Source organism: Bacillus sp. JST-5, assembly GCF_057747715.1.
The window spans coordinates 9,090-24,855 of record NZ_JBYLHW010000009.1 but is presented as its reverse complement, the minus strand read 5'-3'; the positions used below and the strand labels follow the sequence as shown (position 1 = coordinate 24,855).

27 protein-coding genes are annotated in these 15,766 nt (G+C 38.0%); all 27 read left to right on the top strand.

Annotation, left to right across the window (positions count from 1 at the left end; all coding sequences use genetic code 11):
* Nucleotides 1-214, top strand: a 214-nt coding sequence (rpsL, locus tag AC3ASS_RS03775; RefSeq protein ID WP_488282176.1) for a 30S ribosomal protein S12, incomplete at its 5' end; no start/stop codon positions are given.
* 41 nt (nt 215-255) lie between these two features.
* On the top strand, nt 256-726 hold the full coding sequence (gene rpsG / locus AC3ASS_RS03770) for a 30S ribosomal protein S7 (RefSeq protein ID WP_488282175.1): 471 nt from the start codon (nt 256-258) through the stop codon (nt 724-726).
* A gap of 54 nt (nt 727-780) precedes the next feature.
* Nucleotides 781-2,859: an elongation factor G gene (gene fusA / locus AC3ASS_RS03765; protein WP_488282174.1), complete on the top strand. Its 2,079-nt coding sequence runs from the start codon at nt 781-783 to the stop codon at nt 2,857-2,859.
* Between the two features lie 131 nt (nt 2,860-2,990).
* Nucleotides 2,991-4,178 (top strand): elongation factor Tu, encoded by a 1,188-nt coding sequence (gene tuf, locus AC3ASS_RS03760; protein ID WP_488282173.1) that lies wholly within the window; start codon nt 2,991-2,993, stop codon nt 4,176-4,178.
* 419 nt (nt 4,179-4,597) lie between these two features.
* The gene (rpsJ, locus tag AC3ASS_RS03755) at nt 4,598-4,906 is read left to right on the top strand and encodes a 30S ribosomal protein S10 (RefSeq protein ID WP_025729837.1); all 309 of its coding nucleotides are present in this window, start codon (nt 4,598-4,600) and stop codon (nt 4,904-4,906) included.
* A gap of 32 nt (nt 4,907-4,938) precedes the next feature.
* Nucleotides 4,939-5,568 (top strand): 50S ribosomal protein L3, encoded by a 630-nt coding sequence (gene rplC, locus AC3ASS_RS03750; protein ID WP_488282172.1) that lies wholly within the window; start codon nt 4,939-4,941, stop codon nt 5,566-5,568.
* A gap of 26 nt (nt 5,569-5,594) precedes the next feature.
* On the top strand, nt 5,595-6,218 hold the full coding sequence (rplD, locus tag AC3ASS_RS03745; RefSeq protein WP_488282171.1) for a 50S ribosomal protein L4: 624 nt from the start codon (nt 5,595-5,597) through the stop codon (nt 6,216-6,218).
* A complete protein-coding gene (gene rplW, locus AC3ASS_RS03740; protein WP_488282202.1) occupies nt 6,215-6,502 on the top strand; it encodes a 50S ribosomal protein L23 in 288 nt (95 codons plus the stop codon). Before rplD ends, rplW begins: the two co-directional genes overlap by 4 nt.
* A gap of 28 nt (nt 6,503-6,530) precedes the next feature.
* Nucleotides 6,531-7,361: a 50S ribosomal protein L2 gene (gene rplB, locus AC3ASS_RS03735; protein WP_488282170.1), complete on the top strand. Its 831-nt coding sequence runs from the start codon at nt 6,531-6,533 to the stop codon at nt 7,359-7,361.
* Nucleotides 7,362-7,421: 60 nt separating this feature from the next.
* Nucleotides 7,422-7,700 carry a 30S ribosomal protein S19 gene (rpsS, locus tag AC3ASS_RS03730; RefSeq protein WP_488282169.1) on the top strand — a complete coding sequence of 93 codons (279 nt, stop codon included), beginning with the start codon at nt 7,422-7,424 and terminating at the stop codon, nt 7,698-7,700.
* A gap of 18 nt (nt 7,701-7,718) precedes the next feature.
* Complete coding sequence (gene rplV, locus AC3ASS_RS03725; protein ID WP_488282168.1) at nt 7,719-8,060, top strand: 50S ribosomal protein L22; 342 nt, start codon at nt 7,719-7,721, stop codon at nt 8,058-8,060.
* A gap of 3 nt (nt 8,061-8,063) precedes the next feature.
* Nucleotides 8,064-8,720, top strand: a complete 657-nt coding sequence (gene rpsC / locus AC3ASS_RS03720) for a 30S ribosomal protein S3 (protein WP_488282167.1) — start codon at nt 8,064-8,066, stop codon at nt 8,718-8,720.
* 2 nt (nt 8,721-8,722) lie between these two features.
* Entirely contained in the window at nt 8,723-9,157 is a 435-nt protein-coding gene (gene rplP / locus AC3ASS_RS03715) for a 50S ribosomal protein L16 (RefSeq protein WP_488282166.1), read from the top strand.
* Nucleotides 9,147-9,350 carry a 50S ribosomal protein L29 gene (rpmC, locus tag AC3ASS_RS03710; RefSeq protein WP_488282165.1) on the top strand — a complete coding sequence of 68 codons (204 nt, stop codon included), beginning with the start codon at nt 9,147-9,149 and terminating at the stop codon, nt 9,348-9,350. Before rplP ends, rpmC begins: the two co-directional genes overlap by 11 nt.
* A gap of 18 nt (nt 9,351-9,368) precedes the next feature.
* Nucleotides 9,369-9,632: a 30S ribosomal protein S17 gene (gene rpsQ, locus AC3ASS_RS03705; protein WP_488282164.1), complete on the top strand. Its 264-nt coding sequence runs from the start codon at nt 9,369-9,371 to the stop codon at nt 9,630-9,632.
* 43 nt (nt 9,633-9,675) lie between these two features.
* Nucleotides 9,676-10,044 (top strand): 50S ribosomal protein L14, encoded by a 369-nt coding sequence (gene rplN, locus AC3ASS_RS03700; RefSeq protein ID WP_488282163.1) that lies wholly within the window; start codon nt 9,676-9,678, stop codon nt 10,042-10,044.
* Between the two features lie 37 nt (nt 10,045-10,081).
* Nucleotides 10,082-10,393, top strand: a complete 312-nt coding sequence (gene rplX / locus AC3ASS_RS03695) for a 50S ribosomal protein L24 (protein ID WP_488282162.1) — start codon at nt 10,082-10,084, stop codon at nt 10,391-10,393.
* Nucleotides 10,394-10,419: 26 nt separating this feature from the next.
* Complete coding sequence (rplE, locus tag AC3ASS_RS03690) at nt 10,420-10,959, top strand: 50S ribosomal protein L5 (protein ID WP_488282161.1); 540 nt, start codon at nt 10,420-10,422, stop codon at nt 10,957-10,959.
* Nucleotides 10,960-10,983: 24 nt separating this feature from the next.
* Entirely contained in the window at nt 10,984-11,169 is a 186-nt protein-coding gene (locus AC3ASS_RS03685; RefSeq protein ID WP_381013069.1) for a type Z 30S ribosomal protein S14, read from the top strand.
* Nucleotides 11,170-11,198: 29 nt separating this feature from the next.
* Nucleotides 11,199-11,597, top strand: a complete 399-nt coding sequence (gene rpsH, locus AC3ASS_RS03680) for a 30S ribosomal protein S8 (RefSeq protein ID WP_488282160.1) — start codon at nt 11,199-11,201, stop codon at nt 11,595-11,597.
* A 27-nt stretch (nt 11,598-11,624) separates the two neighbouring features.
* Nucleotides 11,625-12,161 (top strand): 50S ribosomal protein L6, encoded by a 537-nt coding sequence (rplF, locus tag AC3ASS_RS03675; RefSeq protein ID WP_488282159.1) that lies wholly within the window; start codon nt 11,625-11,627, stop codon nt 12,159-12,161.
* Nucleotides 12,162-12,196: 35 nt separating this feature from the next.
* Nucleotides 12,197-12,559, top strand: a complete 363-nt coding sequence (gene rplR, locus AC3ASS_RS03670; RefSeq protein ID WP_488282158.1) for a 50S ribosomal protein L18 — start codon at nt 12,197-12,199, stop codon at nt 12,557-12,559.
* A 23-nt stretch (nt 12,560-12,582) separates the two neighbouring features.
* A complete protein-coding gene (gene rpsE / locus AC3ASS_RS03665; protein WP_488282157.1) occupies nt 12,583-13,083 on the top strand; it encodes a 30S ribosomal protein S5 in 501 nt (166 codons plus the stop codon).
* A 13-nt stretch (nt 13,084-13,096) separates the two neighbouring features.
* On the top strand, nt 13,097-13,279 hold the full coding sequence (gene rpmD, locus AC3ASS_RS03660) for a 50S ribosomal protein L30 (RefSeq protein WP_488282156.1): 183 nt from the start codon (nt 13,097-13,099) through the stop codon (nt 13,277-13,279).
* Nucleotides 13,280-13,313: 34 nt separating this feature from the next.
* Nucleotides 13,314-13,754, top strand: a complete 441-nt coding sequence (rplO, locus tag AC3ASS_RS03655; RefSeq protein WP_488282155.1) for a 50S ribosomal protein L15 — start codon at nt 13,314-13,316, stop codon at nt 13,752-13,754.
* Nucleotides 13,754-15,049: a preprotein translocase subunit SecY gene (gene secY, locus AC3ASS_RS03650; RefSeq protein WP_488282154.1), complete on the top strand. Its 1,296-nt coding sequence runs from the start codon at nt 13,754-13,756 to the stop codon at nt 15,047-15,049. The genes rplO and secY overlap by 1 nt, the downstream gene beginning before the upstream one ends.
* Before the next feature lie 55 nt (nt 15,050-15,104).
* Nucleotides 15,105-15,755, top strand: a complete 651-nt coding sequence (locus AC3ASS_RS03645) for an adenylate kinase (protein ID WP_488282153.1) — start codon at nt 15,105-15,107, stop codon at nt 15,753-15,755.
* Nucleotides 15,756-15,766: the final 11 nt, after the last annotated feature.

Here is a 15,766-nt window from a genome sequence, read left to right as displayed (position 1 = left end):
CTTAACAAATGGCATTGAAGTAACTGCTTATATTCCTGGTATTGGCCACAACTTACAAGAACACAGTGTTGTTCTAATTCGTGGCGGACGTGTAAAAGACTTACCAGGGGTACGTTATCATATTATCCGTGGTGCATTAGATACTGCTGGGGTAGAAAACCGTAAACAAGGCCGTTCTAAATACGGAACAAAGAAACCTAAAGAGAAAAAATAATATACATCTAAAAATACGCTTCATTGAAAGGAGGAAATGTAATGCCACGTAAAGGTCCGGTTGCAAAAAGAGATGTTTTACCTGATCCAATTTACAATTCCAAACTTGTAACTCGTTTAATTAACAAAATTATGATTGATGGAAAAAAAGGTAAAGCACAAAAAATCCTATATACAGCATTTGATATCATCCGTGAACGTACAGGTAAAGATCCGATGGAAGTTTTTGAACAAGCATTAAAAAATGTAATGCCTGTTCTTGAAGTTAGAGCACGTCGTGTAGGTGGAGCTAACTACCAAGTTCCTGTAGAAGTACGTCCAGATCGTCGTACAACATTAGGTCTAAGATGGTTAGTTAACTACGCTAGACTTCGTGGAGAAAAAACTATGGAAGAACGTTTAGCGAATGAAATTTTAGATGCTGCAAATAATACTGGTGCTTCCGTTAAGAAACGTGAAGACACTCATAAAATGGCAGAAGCAAACAAAGCGTTTGCTCACTACCGTTGGTAATATAATCTTACAAATAAAATACTACATTAAACCAAAGAGGAAGGAGAAAAACAGATGCCAAGAGAGTTCTCCTTAGAAAATACACGTAATATCGGAATCATGGCACACATTGATGCCGGTAAAACTACGACAACAGAACGTATCTTGTTTTATACTGGCCGTATCCATAAAATTGGTGAAACACACGAAGGTGCTTCACAAATGGACTGGATGGAGCAAGAACAAGAGCGCGGTATCACTATCACTTCTGCTGCTACAACAGCTCAATGGAAAGGTCATCGAATCAACATCATCGACACTCCTGGGCACGTAGACTTTACAGTAGAAGTTGAGCGTTCTCTACGCGTTCTTGATGGTGCAGTAACAGTGCTTGATGCACAATCTGGGGTTGAACCGCAAACCGAAACAGTTTGGCGACAAGCTACAACTTATGGAGTACCTCGTATCGTGTTTGTTAATAAAATGGACAAAATCGGTGCGGACTTCCTATACTCTGTAAAAACTTTACATGAACGTCTTCAAGCAAATGCTCATCCGATTCAACTACCAATTGGTGCTGAAGATCAATTCACAGGCATCATTGATTTAGTTGAAATGAAGGCATATATTTATTCCGATGATTTAGGAACTCGCATTGATAACGTGGAAATTCCTGATGATTATAAAGAATTAGCAGAAGAACAACGTGCTAAGCTAATCGAAGCTGTAGCAGAACTTGATGAAGAGCTAATGATGAAATACTTAGAAGGTGAAGAAATCACAACTGAGGAACTAAAAGCTGCTATCCGTAAAGGTACAATAAATGTTGAATTTTATCCTGTACTTTGTGGTTCAGCATTCAAAAACAAAGGTGTTCAGTTAATGCTTGATGCCGTTCTTGACTATCTTCCTTCACCACTAGATATTGCAGCTATTAAAGGAGTAAATCCTGAAACAGAAGAAGAAGATGTCCGTCATGCAAGTGATGATGAACCATTTGCAGCATTAGCATTCAAAGTTATGACTGACCCTTATGTTGGTAAACTTACCTTCTTCCGTGTATACTCTGGAATCTTAAACTCTGGTTCTTATGTTATTAACTCAACAAAAGGTAAACGTGAACGTATTGGACGTTTACTTCAAATGCACGCGAACCATCGTGAAGAGATTTCTCAAGTGTACGCAGGGGACATCGCTGCTGCTGTAGGTTTAAAAGATACTACAACAGGGGATACCCTATGTGATGAAAAACATCCTATCATCTTAGAATCTATGGAGTTCCCAGAGCCTGTTATTCAAGTTGCGATTGAACCTAAATCTAAAGCTGACCAAGATAAAATGACAACTGCTCTTCAAAAACTACAAGAAGAAGACCCAACATTCCGTGCACACACTGACCAAGAAACTGGCCAGGTAATTATTGCAGGAATGGGTGAGCTTCACCTTGATATCATTGTTGACCGTATGAAACGCGAATTTAAAGTAGAAGCTAATGTAGGTGCACCTCAGGTTGCTTACCGTGAAACATTCAGAGAAACAGCTCAAGTTGAAGGTAAGTTCGTAAGACAATCTGGAGGTCGTGGTCAATACGGTCACGTTTGGATTGAATTCTCTCCAAACGAAGAAGGTAAAGGATTTGAATTTGAAAACGCAATCGTTGGTGGGGTAGTACCTCGTGAATATATCCCTGCTGTTCAAGCTGGTCTTGAAGATGCGTTACAAAATGGTGTTCTAGCAGGTTATCCTATTGTCGACATTAAAGCGAAACTATTCGATGGTTCATACCATGATGTTGACTCTAGTGAAATGGCGTTTAAAATCGCTGCTTCTATGGCGCTGAAAAACGCTGCTTCAAAATGTAAACCTGTATTACTAGAACCAATTATGAAAGTAGAAGTTGTTATTCCAGAAGAATATTTAGGCGATATTATGGGTGATATCACATCCCGTCGTGGACGTGTAGAAGGAATGGAAGCTCGTGGAAATGCACAAGTTGTTCGTGCAATGGTTCCATTAGCAGAGATGTTTGGTTATGCAACATCTTTACGTTCTAATACACAAGGACGCGGAGTATTCACAATGTTCTTCGATCATTATGAAGAAGCACCTAAGAACATAGCTGAAGAAATTATCAAAAAAAATAAAGGCGAATAATTGATTTTGATAATTTAATGAAGTATAACTACTATTGTAGACAATGGTATCTATGAAAAAAATCTACTAATTTATTTCATAGATACCATCTAAAATACTTAAACTTTTTAATATTAAAGGAGGATTTCCTAATGGCAAAAGCTAAATTTGATCGTTCAAAACCACACGTTAACGTTGGTACAATCGGACACGTTGACCATGGTAAAACTACTTTAACTGCTGCTATTACTACAGTTCTTTCTAAAGCTGGTAAAGCAGAAGCTCGTGCATATGACCAAATCGACGGTGCACCAGAAGAGCGTGAGCGTGGTATCACAATCTCAACTGCACACGTTGAGTATGAAACAGACAACCGTCACTATGCACACGTTGACTGCCCAGGACACGCTGACTATGTTAAAAACATGATCACTGGTGCTGCTCAAATGGACGGTGCCATCCTAGTAGTTTCTGCTGCAGATGGTCCAATGCCACAAACTCGTGAGCACATTCTATTATCTCGTCAAGTAGGTGTACCATACATCGTAGTATTCTTAAACAAATGCGATATGGTAGACGACGAAGAATTACTAGAATTAGTTGAAATGGAAGTTCGTGACTTACTTTCTGAATATGAATTCCCTGGAGACGAAGTTCCAGTAATTAAAGGATCTGCTCTTAAAGCATTAGAAGGAGATCCACAATGGGAAGAAAAAATCCATGAATTAATGGCAGCTGTTGACGAGTATATTCCTACTCCACAACGTGATACTGACAAACCATTCATGATGCCAGTTGAAGACGTATTCTCTATCACTGGTCGTGGTACAGTTGCTACTGGCCGTGTAGAGCGCGGAATTCTTAAAGTTGGTGACGTAGTAGAAATCATCGGTTTAGCTGATGAGCCAAAAAGCACTACTGTTACTGGAGTAGAAATGTTCCGTAAACTTCTTGACCAAGCTGAAGCTGGTGACAACATCGGTGCATTACTTCGTGGTATTGCTCGTGAAGAAATCCAACGTGGACAAGTACTTGCAAAACCAGGTTCTATCAAACCACATTCTAAATTCAAAGCAGAAGTTTACGTATTATCTAAAGAAGAAGGTGGACGTCATACTCCATTCTTCTCTAACTACCGTCCACAATTCTACTTCCGTACAACTGACGTAACTGGTGTAATCAACCTACCAGAAGGCGTAGAAATGGTTATGCCTGGAGACAACATTGAAATGACAGTTGAACTAATTTCTCCTATCGCGATTGAAGAAGGAACTAAGTTCTCAATTCGTGAAGGTGGACGTACAGTAGGAGCAGGCGTAGTTGCTTCTGTTATTGAATAATATATTTTAAGAAAAAGGTGACTGTTTTATCAGTCACCTTTTTGATTTTGTCATTGAATTAATAGATGAATCAATAATTGTTACGATCTTTATCATTACTGATAAAGTGATTCGTTTCTTATATATAGGATAAACTTCTTTTTCGCCAATAAAACTAGTAACCGCATTCTTATTATTTCTAGTTACTCTCATATTGAATTTAAGCTCAATAGTATGTATAATTTTAAAAGTGCATAAAACTAATCAAATATGAAAAAAGGTTGATATTTGTATAGGTTTTATGTATAATAAACAATGTTGGCTAAATTTTGCGATGAAGTGGAAGGTTGCTGATACACCCGGCCGCTTTGCCATGGCGGGTGTACAGGAAATTTCCATGGAGAATGTCTATGTAAAATAGGCGAAAAGGAGGGAAAGTAATGGCAAAACAAAAAATTCGCATTCGTTTAAAAGCATATGATCACAGAATCCTTGATCAATCTGCTGAAAAAATCGTAGAAACTGCAAAACGTTCTGGTGCATCTGTTTCAGGTCCAATACCACTACCAACAGAAAAATCAGTTTATACGATTCTTCGAGCAGTACACAAATATAAAGATTCTCGTGAACAATTTGAAATGCGTACACATAAACGTCTAATCGATATTGTTAACCCAACTCCACAAACAGTGGATTCTTTAATGAGATTAGATTTGCCATCTGGTGTAGATATTGAAATAAAACTTTAATAAAACATGATTAGTATTAGGAGGTGTGACGAATGACCAAAGGAATCTTAGGAAGAAAGATCGGTATGACGCAAGTATTTGCTGAAAACGGAGATCTTATCCCTGTAACTGTCGTAGAAGCTACTCCAAACGTAGTTTTACAAAAGAAAACAGTAGAAACTGATGGTTACAACGCTATTCAATTAGGTTTTGAAGATAAGCGTGAAAAATTAGCAAACAAACCTGAAAAAGGACATGTAGCAAAAGCAAATACTGCTCCTAAGCGCTTCATTCGTGAATTTAACAATGTAAATGTAGACGAATACGAAGTTGGTCAGGAAGTCAAAGTAGACATTTTCGCTGAAGGCGATCTTGTTGATGTAACAGGAATTAGTAAAGGTAAAGGGTTCCAAGGTGTAATTAAACGCCATGGACAATCTCGTGGACCAATGTCTCACGGTTCTCGTTACCATCGTAGACCAGGTTCTATGGGTGCAATTGCTCCAAACCGAGTATTCAAACAAAAAGCATTACCTGGACGTATGGGTGGAGAACAAGTCACTGTACAAAACCTACAAATCGTAAAAGTTGACCCTGAGCGCAACCTTTTATTAATTAAAGGTAATGTCCCAGGAGCTAAAAAGGCATTACTTAAAATTAAAAGTGCGGTAAAAGCGAAATAACTTTATAGGAAAGGAGGAACATAGGAATGCCAAAAGTAGCTTTATATAACCAAAGCGGATCAAAAGTTGGAGAAATTGAACTCAATGATTCAGTGTTTGGTATCGAACCAAATAAAAATGTGTTATTTGAAGCAATTGTTATGCAAAGAGCTTCATTACGTCAAGGAACACATAAAGTAAAAAATCGTTCAGAAGTAAGCGGTGGCGGACGTAAACCTTGGCGCCAAAAAGGAACTGGTCGTGCTCGTCAAGGATCTATTCGTTCACCACAATGGCGCGGAGGCGGTACAGTATTTGGACCAGTACCACGTAGCTATAGTTACAAATTACCTAAAAAGGTAAGAAGATTAGCTATTAAATCAGCTTTATCAACAAAAGTATTAGAAGATAACATTTTAGTATTAGAAAACTTATCTTTTGATGCTCCAAAAACAAAAGAATTTGTCAATGTACTTAAAAATCTATCAGTTGATTCTAAAGCATTAGTAGTTACTGCAGAATTAAATGAAAATGTTGAATTATCTGCTCGTAACATTCCTGGTGTAACTGTAGTAGAAGCGAATGGCATCAACGTTTTAGATGTAGTAGGTCATGACAAACTTATTATTACGAAAGATGCTGTTCAAAAAGTAGAGGAGGTGCTTGCATAATGGATGCACGTGATGTAATTAAGCGCCCCGTTATCACTGAACGTTCCACTGAATTAATGGAAAGCAAAAAATATACATTTGAAGTTGACGTAAGAGCTAATAAAACTCAAGTGAAAGATGCTGTTGAGGCGATCTTTGGAGTAAAAGTAGCGAAAGTTAACATTATGAATTATAAAGGTAAATATAAAAGAGTAGGTCGTTTCGCAGGTTATACAAACAAACGCAGAAAAGCGATTGTAACATTAACACCTGATAGCAAAGAAATCGAATTATTCGAAGCTTAATTTTTAATAGAAGAGGAGGGAAATTATTATGGCGATCAAAAAATACAAACCTACCTCTAACGGTCGTCGCGGTATGACTGTTTCCGATTTTGCTGAAATTACAACTGACAAACCGGAAAAGTCTTTACTACAACCTTTAAAGAAAAAAGGTGGCCGCAACAACCAAGGTAAGTTAACTGTTCGTCATCAAGGTGGCGGTCATAAGCGTCAATATCGTGTAATTGACTTTAAACGTGACAAAGATGGAATACCAGGACGCGTTGCCACAATTGAATACGATCCAAACCGTTCAGCAAATATTGCATTAATTAATTATGTTGATGGAGAAAAACGTTACATTATTGCACCAAAAGGTTTAGAAGTTGGTGTAGAAATCATGTCTGGTCCAGAAGCAGACATTAAAGTAGGAAATGCTTTACCATTGGCTAACATCCCAGTTGGTACGGTAATTCATAATATTGAGCTTAAACCTGGTAAAGGTGGACAATTAGTACGTTCTGCTGGTACTTCTGCACAAGTATTAGGTAAAGAAGGTAAATACGTACTTGTTCGTCTCAACTCCGGTGAAGTTCGTATGATTCTTGCAACTTGCCGTGCTACTGTTGGTCAAGTAGGTAATGAACAACACGAACTTATTAATATCGGAAAAGCAGGTCGTTCTCGTTGGTTAGGTAAACGCCCAACTGTTCGTGGATCTGTTATGAACCCTAATGACCATCCACACGGTGGTGGTGAAGGTAGAGCTCCAATCGGACGTAAATCACCTATGACACCATGGGGTAAACCAACTCTTGGATACAAAACTCGTAAGAAGAAAAATAAATCTGATAAATTTATTGTACGTCGTCGTAAAAAATAACGGGATTGAACTACGGTTCATAATGAGAACCGTAGAGCAATCACGAAGGGAGGTTCAATTATGGGTCGCAGCTTGAAAAAAGGACCTTTTGTGGATGAGCATTTAATGAAAAAAGTTGAAAAGCTTAACGAGTCTGATAAAAAGCAAGTGATCAAAACTTGGTCTCGTCGTTCAACTATTTTCCCTGCGTTTGTCGGTCATACAATCGCTGTATACGATGGACGTAAGCATGTACCGGTTTATATTACTGAAGATATGGTAGGCCACAAACTTGGTGAGTTTGCACCAACTCGTACGTATAAAGGCCATGCTAGTGATGATAAGAAAACAAGACGTTAATGAGAGGAGGGCACTCAAATGCAAGCAAAAGCTGTTGCTAGAACAGTTCGAATTGCTCCTCGTAAAGCTCGCTTAGTAGTCGATTTAATTCGAGGAAAGCAAGTTGGTGAAGCAGTTGCAATTCTTCGTCATACTCCAAAAGCTGCTTCTCCGATCGTTGAGAAAGTATTAAAATCTGCAGTTGCTAATGCAGAGCATAACTATGAAATGGACGTAAATAATTTAGTTATTACTGAAGCGTACGTTAACGAAGGACCAACATTAAAACGTTTCCGTCCTCGTGCTCAAGGTCGTGCGAGCCAAATTAACAAGCGCACAAGCCACATTACAATCGTGGTAACAGAAAAGAAGGAGGGATAATTAGTGGGTCAAAAAGTACATCCAATAGGTTTGCGTATCGGGATTATCCGTGACTGGGAATCTAAATGGTATGCGGAAAAAGATTACGCAGATCTTTTACATGAGGATATTAAAATCCGTGAATATATTGCAAAACGTTTACACGACGCAGCTGTTTCTAAAGTTGAGATTGAACGTGCAGCAAACCGTGTGAATGTAACTATTCATACAGCTAAACCTGGAATGGTTATCGGTAAAGGCGGAGCAGAAGTTGAATCACTTCGTAAAGCTTTAAACCAACTTACAGGTAAAAAAGTTCATATTAACATTATGGAAATTAAAAAAGCTGATTTAGATGCTAAATTAGTTGCTGAAAATATTGCTCGTCAATTAGAAAATCGTGTTTCTTTCCGTCGTGTACAAAAACAAGCTATCCAACGTGCTATGCGTGCTGGAGCAAAAGGAATTAAAACACAAGTTTCTGGACGTCTTGGCGGTGCAGATATTGCACGTGCTGAACATTATAGTGAAGGGACAGTTCCACTTCATACACTTCGTGCAGATATTGACTATGCACATGCCGAAGCTGATACAACATATGGAAAGCTTGGCGTTAAAGTATGGATCTATCGTGGAGAAGTCCTTCCTGCTAAGAAAAAATCCGAGGAAGGAGGCAAATAATTATGTTAATGCCTAAACGCGTTAAATATCGCCGTGAACATCGTGGGAAAATGCGTGGTAATGCTAAAGGTGGTACAGAAGTAGCATTTGGTGAATTTGGTTTACAAGCTTTAGAATCTGCTTGGATTACAAACCGTCAAATCGAAGCTGCTCGTATTGCGATGACACGTTATATGAAACGTGGCGGTAAAGTTTGGATTAAAATTTTCCCACATAAACCATATACTGCAAAACCATTAGAAGTACGTATGGGTTCCGGTAAAGGTGCTCCTGAAGGATGGGTGGCAGTAGTTAAACCTGGAAAAATAATGTTCGAAGTTGCTGGTGTATCAGAAGAGGTTGCTCGTGAAGCACTTCGCCTTGCATCACACAAACTTCCTATCAAATGTAAGTTTGTAAAACGTGAAGAAATTGGTGGTGAATCAAATGAAGGCTAATGAAATTCGTGAATTAACCACTGCCGAAATTGAACAAAAAGTAAAATCTTTAAAAGAAGAGTTGTTCAACCTTCGTTTCCAATTAGCGACAGGACAACTTGAAAATACTGCTCGAATTCGTGAAGTACGTAAAACTATCGCACGAATGAAGACAGTCATTCGTGAGAGAGAGATCGGTGTTAACAATCGATAATTGAGAGGAGGTTTCGTGATGAGCGAACGTAACCAACGTAAAGTATACACTGGACGTGTTGTATCTGATAAAATGGATAAAACGATCACAGTTGTAGTTGAAACGTATAAAAAGCATCCTCTTTACGGTAAGCGTGTAAAGTATTCGAAAAAATTTAAAGCTCATGATGAGCGTAATGAAGCAAAAGTAGGCGATATTGTACGCATTATGGAAACACGCCCACTTTCTGCTACAAAACGTTTCCGTTTAGTAGAGATCGTTGAAAAAGCAGTTATTATTTAATTTCGATCGGATTCGAAGTTGATTCCGAAGGGAGGTAAATTACATGATACAACAAGAAACACGTTTAAAAGTGGCTGATAACTCAGGCGCACGTGAAGTATTAACAATTAAAGTACTAGGTGGATCTGGACGTAAAACAGCTAATATCGGTGATGTTATTGTTTGTACCGTAAAACAAGCAACACCAGGTGGCGTTGTTAAAAAAGGTGATGTTGTAAAAGCTGTTGTTGTTCGTACGAAGAGTGGTGTACGTCGTAGTGATGGTTCTTACATCCGTTTTGATGAAAATGCATGTGTAATCATTCGTGATGACAAGAGCCCACGTGGAACTCGTATTTTTGGACCAGTAGCTCGTGAACTTCGTGACAACAACTTTATGAAAATTGTTTCTCTAGCTCCAGAAGTTCTATAATGAAATCTGTTTAAGCCTTTCAAGGAGGTGCGAAGTAATGCATGTTAAAAAAGGTGACAAAGTAGCAGTCATCTCAGGTAAGGATAAAGGAAAAACTGGTGTGATCCTTGAAGCTTACCCTAAAAAGAACCGTGTTCTTGTAGAAGGTGTAAATATTGTTAAAAAACATTCAAAACCATCTCAAGATAATCCACAAGGCGGTATTATCAGTCAAGAGGCTCCAATTCACGTTTCTAATGTGATGCCAATTGACCCAAAAACTGGCCAACCTACTCGTGTAGGATATAAAGTAGTTGACGGCAAAAAAGTACGTGTAGCAAAAAAATCAGGTGAAGTATTAGATAAATAATTGTTTTCAGAAAGGAGGTACACTGAATGAGCCGCCTAAAAGAGAAATTCCGTAATGAAATTACTCCAGCTCTTATGAGCAAGTTTAATTATAAATCTATCATGCAAGTACCAAAGATTGAAAAAATCGTAGTAAACATGGGTGTAGGTGACGCTGTTCAAAACGCAAAAGCGTTGGACAACGCTGTTGAGGAATTAACATTAATCACCGGACAAAAACCAGTTGTGACAAGAGCGAAAAAATCTATTGCTGGATTCCGTTTACGTGAAGGAATGCCAATTGGTTGCAAAGTAACATTACGTGGAGATCGTATGTATGATTTCCTAGACAAATTAATTTCAGTTTCATTACCACGTGTACGTGACTTCCGTGGTGTTTCTAAAAATGCTTTTGACGGTAGAGGAAACTACACATTAGGTATTAAAGAGCAATTAATTTTCCCTGAAATTGACTATGATAAAGTTTCAAAAGTTCGTGGTATGGACATCGTTATCGTAACAACTGCAAAAACTGACGAAGAAGGTCGCGAACTATTAACACAATTCGGCATGCCGTTTCAAAAGTAATCTCTGGATTAAGGAGGCGAAAATGTGGCTAAAAAATCAATGATCGCCAAACAAAAACGCAAAGCGAAATTTAAAGTACAAGAATATACACGTTGTGAACGTTGCGGACGTCCGCACTCTGTATATCGTAAATTCAAGCTTTGCCGTATTTGTTTCCGCGAATTAGCATACAAAGGTCAAATTCCTGGTGTTAAAAAAGCTAGTTGGTAAAACCCAAATTTGGGAAGGAGGTAAAAATTATGGTCATGACTGATCCAATTGCAGATTTCCTTACTCGCATCCGTAATGCGAATACGGTTCGTCACGAAAGTTTAGAAGTACCTGCTTCTAAAATTAAAAGAGAAATTGCTGAAATCTTAAAACGTGAAGGTTTCATCCGTGACGTTGAATATATTGAAGATAATAAACAAGGTATTATCCGTATCTTCTTAAAATACGGTCCAAATAACGAACGTGTTATTACTGGTTTAAAACGCATTAGTAAACCGGGATTACGTGTTTATGCAAAATCAGATGAAATTCCTCGTGTATTGAACGGCTTAGGAATTGCGATCGTTTCAACTTCACAAGGTGTGTTAACTGATAAAGAAGCTCGCGCTAAACAAGTTGGCGGGGAAGTTTTAGCATACGTTTGGTAATTTACACATGAATGGAGGTGCAAAGGTATGTCTCGTGTAGGTAAAAAACCTATCGAAATTCCTAGCGGAGTAACTGTTGCTGTAAATGGTAGCACTGTTACTGTTAAAGGACCTAAAGGTGAATTAACTCGTACATTTAATCCGAAAATGGTTATTAATATAGAGGACAATGTATTAACAGTCACTCGCCCATCAGAATCTAAAGAGGATCGTACAATCCACGGTACAACTCGTGCATTGCTTGCCAATATGATTGAAGGTGTTTCAAAAGGATTTGAGAAAAGTCTTGAATTAATCGGGGTCGGATATCGTGCCTCTAAACAAGGTAAGAAGTTAGTATTAAACGTAGGTTATTCTCATCCTGTTGAAATTGAACCAGAAGAAGGTCTAGAAATCGAAGTTCCTGCAAACACAAAAGTAGTTGTTAAAGGAATCGATAAAGAACGTGTTGGCGCATTAGCGGCAAATATTCGTGATGTTCGTCCGCCAGAGCCTTATAAAGGAAAAGGTATTCGTTACGAAGGTGAATATGTACGTCGTAAAGAAGGTAAGACTGGTAAGTAATGCCGCTTAGGCAGAGAAAGGAGTGACTATAAGAAATGATTACGAAACCAGATAAAAATGTTGTTCGTAAAAAAAGACATGCTCGTATTCGTGCTAAATTAGCAGGAACAGCTGAACGTCCAAGATTGAACGTTTTCCGTTCAAATAAACACATCTATGCACAATTAATTGATGATACAAAAGGCGTAACATTAGCAAGTGCATCAACTCTAGATAAAGAGTTTAACTTAGAATCTACTGGTAATATTGAGGCAGCTCAAAAAGTTGGCGAGCTAATTGCTAAACGTGCATTAGAAAAAGGTTATAAAGCAGTAGTATTTGACCGTGGAGGTTATTTATATCACGGGCGTGTGAAAGCATTAGCAGATGCTGCTCGTGAAAACGGCTTAGAATTTTAATGGATAAAGGAGGGACACCATTTATGCGTCGTATTGATCCAAATAAACTTGAACTAGAAGAACGCGTTGTTACGGTTAATCGTGTAGCTAAGGTTGTTAAAGGTGGACGTCGTTTTCGCTTCACTGCATTAGTTGTAGTGGGGGATAAAAACGGACACGTTGGATTCGGTACTGGTAAAGCTCTAGAAGTTCCTGATGCAATTCGTAAAGCTATCGAAGATGCAAAGAAAAATTTAATCGAAGTTCCTAGAGTTGGTACAACGATTCCACATGAAGTAATTGGGCATTTCGGAGCAGGAGAAGTTCTATTAAAACCTGCGAATGAAGGTACTGGAGTAATCGCAGGAGGACCTGTTCGTGCCGTTTTAGAATTAGCTGGTGTTAGTGATATCTTATCTAAATCTTTAGGTTCTAACACTCCAATCAATATGGTACGTGCAACTATGGACGGTTTAAAACAATTAAAACGTGCTGAGGACGTAGCGAAATTACGTGGAAAATCAGTAGAAGAACTATTAGGATAAGGAGGGGAAAATGATGGCGAATAAATTAGCAATTACCCTCACTCGTAGTTTGATTGGTCGTCCACAAGACCAAAGAGAAACTGTTAAAGCATTAGGGTTACGTAAATTACATCAAACAGTTGAAAAACCAGATAATCCGGCTATTCGCGGAATGATAAACAAAGTTTCTCATTTAGTATCTGTTAAAGAAATTTAAACACTCTCTCTCATTAACAAAGGAGGTGCCTAAGTTGAAACTTCACGAATTAAAACCTGCAGAAGGTTCTCGTAAAGATCGCAAGCGTGTAGGGCGCGGAATCGGTAGCGGTACTGGAAAAACTGCTGGAAAAGGTCATAAAGGTCAGAAAGCTCGTTCCGGTGGCGGTGTTCGTCCAGGATTTGAAGGTGGTCAAACTCCTTTATTCCAACGTTTGCCTAAACGAGGCTTTACAAACATTCATAGAAAAGAATTTGCTATTGTTAATCTAGACACATTAAATCAATTTGAAGATGGTACAGAAGTAACACCTGAACTTCTAATCGAAACGGGTGTTGTGAAAAACCAAAAATCTGGTATTAAGATTTTGGCAAAAGGTAGCATCGAGAAAAAACTTACAGTGAAAGCTCATAAGTTCTCCTCTGCTGCGAAAGAAGCAATCGAAGCTGCAGGCGGCAAAACCGAGGTGATTTAATGTTTAAGACAATCTCCAATTTTATGCGCGTGGGTGATATAAGAAAGAAAATTATGTTCACCCTTTTAATGTTAATAGTATTTAGAATCGGGACATTTATTCCAGTTCCAGGCGTAAATGCGGATATATTAAAATTCGAACATGAAATGAATGTGTTTGGAATTTTAAATATATTCGGAGGAGGAGCATTACAAAACTTCTCCATTTTAGCGATGGGAATCATGCCGTACATAACGGCTTCCATCATCATTCAATTATTGCAAATGGATGTAGTTCCTAAATTTACTGAGTGGTCAAAACAAGGAGAAGTTGGACGTAGAAAATTAGCGCAAGTAACACGCTACGGAACCATTGTTCTCGGATTTATCCAGGCATTAGGTATGTCTTATGGATTTAATCGTTTATCTGGAGGACAATTAATTAAAACACCTGGCATTACGACTTACTTAACGATTGCCATTGTATTAACTGCAGGAACTGCATTTTTATTGTGGCTTGGTGAACAAATCACTGAAAAAGGTGTTGGCAATGGAATCTCTATTATCATCTTTGCAGGGATTGTAGCCGGAATACCTTCGATTATTAACCAAGTATATGTTCAAAAGTTTGAAAATGCAGGAGATCAGTTATTTATAAATATTGTTACTGTTGGTTTAATTGTTTTAGCGATTATTGCGATCATTGTTGGAGTTATTTATATTCAACAAGCGTTAAGGAAAATTCCTGTACAGTATGCGAAAAGACTTGCTGGTAGAAATCCAGTGGGTAACCAATTGACACATTTACCTTTAAAGGTAAATGCGGCAGGAGTTATTCCTATCATTTTCGCCGTCTCCTTTGTTTATACACCGCCATTAATTGCGTCATTTTTCGGAGATAATAAAGTCACATACTGGATTAATCGTATATTCGATTACACTGGACCAATCGGAATGATTATTTATGCAGGATTAATTATCGCATTCACTTATTTCTATGCATTCATACAAGTAAATCCGGAAAAATTATCGGAGAACTTGAAAAATCAAAGTGGATTTATACCTGGAATTCGTCCTGGGAAAAGTACTCAAGAGTATTTGACTCGTGTTTTATATCGTTTAACATTTGTTGGCGCACTCTTTTTAGCTGTTATATCAATCATCCCAGTATTCTTTATTAAGATTGCTAACTTACCAACTTCCGTACAAATTGGCGGTACGAGTTTGCTCATTGTTGTCGGAGTTGCATTAGATACGATGAAACAGCTAGAGTCACAACTTGTTAAACGTCACTATAAAGGCTTTATTAAAGGATAGTTTTGGGAACATCTTGATGTTCCCCGAACTTTCATGAGACTGAGGGGGAATACAAGTGAACTTAGTATTAATGGGTCTCCCTGGTGCAGGAAAAGGCACCCAAGCAGAAAAAATTGTGGAGAAATATCAAATCCCTCATATCTCTACTGGAGATATGTTCCGTCAAGCTATTAAAGAAGGAACTGAACTTGGATTAAAAGCTAAATCTTTTATGGATCAAGGTGAACTTGTTCCAGATGAAGTTACCATCGGAATAGTTCGTGAACGATTAAGTAAAGATGACTGCAAAAAAGGTTTCTTACTTGACGGATTTCCTAGAACGGTAGCTCAAGCTGAAGCATTAGAGTCCATCCTTTCTGAATTAAATAAAAAAATTGATTATGTCATTAACATTCAAGTCGATACAAATATTTTAATGGATCGTTTAACTGGCAGACGTATCTGTAAGTCTTGTGGTGCCACTTATCATCTTGTATTTAATCCTCCGAAAGTTGAGGGTGTTTGTGATAAATGTGGTGGAGAACTTTATCAAAGACATGATGATACAGCTGAGACAGTACAAAATCGACTTGAAGTAAATATGAAACAAACACAACCATTAATAGATTTTTATTCTGCAAAAGGATATTTAAGAAATATTAATGGAGTTCAAGATATTAATAAAGTATTTGAAGACATTGATAAGCTTCTCGGGGGCATTCAGTAAGTGATTTTTTA

Coding starts and splice junctions, on each gene's coding strand:
- rplR (WP_488282158.1), top strand. CDS start 12,197: ATGATTACGAAACCAGATAAAAATGTTGTTCGTAAAAAAAGACATGCT.
- rplF (WP_488282159.1), top strand. CDS start 11,625: ATGTCTCGTGTAGGTAAAAAACCTATCGAAATTCCTAGCGGAGTAACT.
- rplC (WP_488282172.1), top strand. CDS start 4,939: ATGACCAAAGGAATCTTAGGAAGAAAGATCGGTATGACGCAAGTATTT.
- rplD (WP_488282171.1), top strand. CDS start 5,595: ATGCCAAAAGTAGCTTTATATAACCAAAGCGGATCAAAAGTTGGAGAA.
- tuf (WP_488282173.1), top strand. CDS start 2,991: ATGGCAAAAGCTAAATTTGATCGTTCAAAACCACACGTTAACGTTGGT.
- rplV (WP_488282168.1), top strand. CDS start 7,719: ATGCAAGCAAAAGCTGTTGCTAGAACAGTTCGAATTGCTCCTCGTAAA.
- rpsG (WP_488282175.1), top strand. CDS start 256: ATGCCACGTAAAGGTCCGGTTGCAAAAAGAGATGTTTTACCTGATCCA.
- rplN (WP_488282163.1), top strand. CDS start 9,676: ATGATACAACAAGAAACACGTTTAAAAGTGGCTGATAACTCAGGCGCA.
- rpsJ (WP_025729837.1), top strand. CDS start 4,598: ATGGCAAAACAAAAAATTCGCATTCGTTTAAAAGCATATGATCACAGA.
- rplX (WP_488282162.1), top strand. CDS start 10,082: ATGCATGTTAAAAAAGGTGACAAAGTAGCAGTCATCTCAGGTAAGGAT.
- rplE (WP_488282161.1), top strand. CDS start 10,420: ATGAGCCGCCTAAAAGAGAAATTCCGTAATGAAATTACTCCAGCTCTT.
- rpsS (WP_488282169.1), top strand. CDS start 7,422: ATGGGTCGCAGCTTGAAAAAAGGACCTTTTGTGGATGAGCATTTAATG.
- rplB (WP_488282170.1), top strand. CDS start 6,531: ATGGCGATCAAAAAATACAAACCTACCTCTAACGGTCGTCGCGGTATG.
- rpsQ (WP_488282164.1), top strand. CDS start 9,369: ATGAGCGAACGTAACCAACGTAAAGTATACACTGGACGTGTTGTATCT.
- fusA (WP_488282174.1), top strand. CDS start 781: ATGCCAAGAGAGTTCTCCTTAGAAAATACACGTAATATCGGAATCATG.
- rpmC (WP_488282165.1), top strand. CDS start 9,147: ATGAAGGCTAATGAAATTCGTGAATTAACCACTGCCGAAATTGAACAA.
- secY (WP_488282154.1), top strand. CDS start 13,754: ATGTTTAAGACAATCTCCAATTTTATGCGCGTGGGTGATATAAGAAAG.
- rpsH (WP_488282160.1), top strand. CDS start 11,199: ATGGTCATGACTGATCCAATTGCAGATTTCCTTACTCGCATCCGTAAT.
- rplP (WP_488282166.1), top strand. CDS start 8,723: ATGTTAATGCCTAAACGCGTTAAATATCGCCGTGAACATCGTGGGAAA.
- rpmD (WP_488282156.1), top strand. CDS start 13,097: ATGGCGAATAAATTAGCAATTACCCTCACTCGTAGTTTGATTGGTCGT.
- rpsE (WP_488282157.1), top strand. CDS start 12,583: ATGCGTCGTATTGATCCAAATAAACTTGAACTAGAAGAACGCGTTGTT.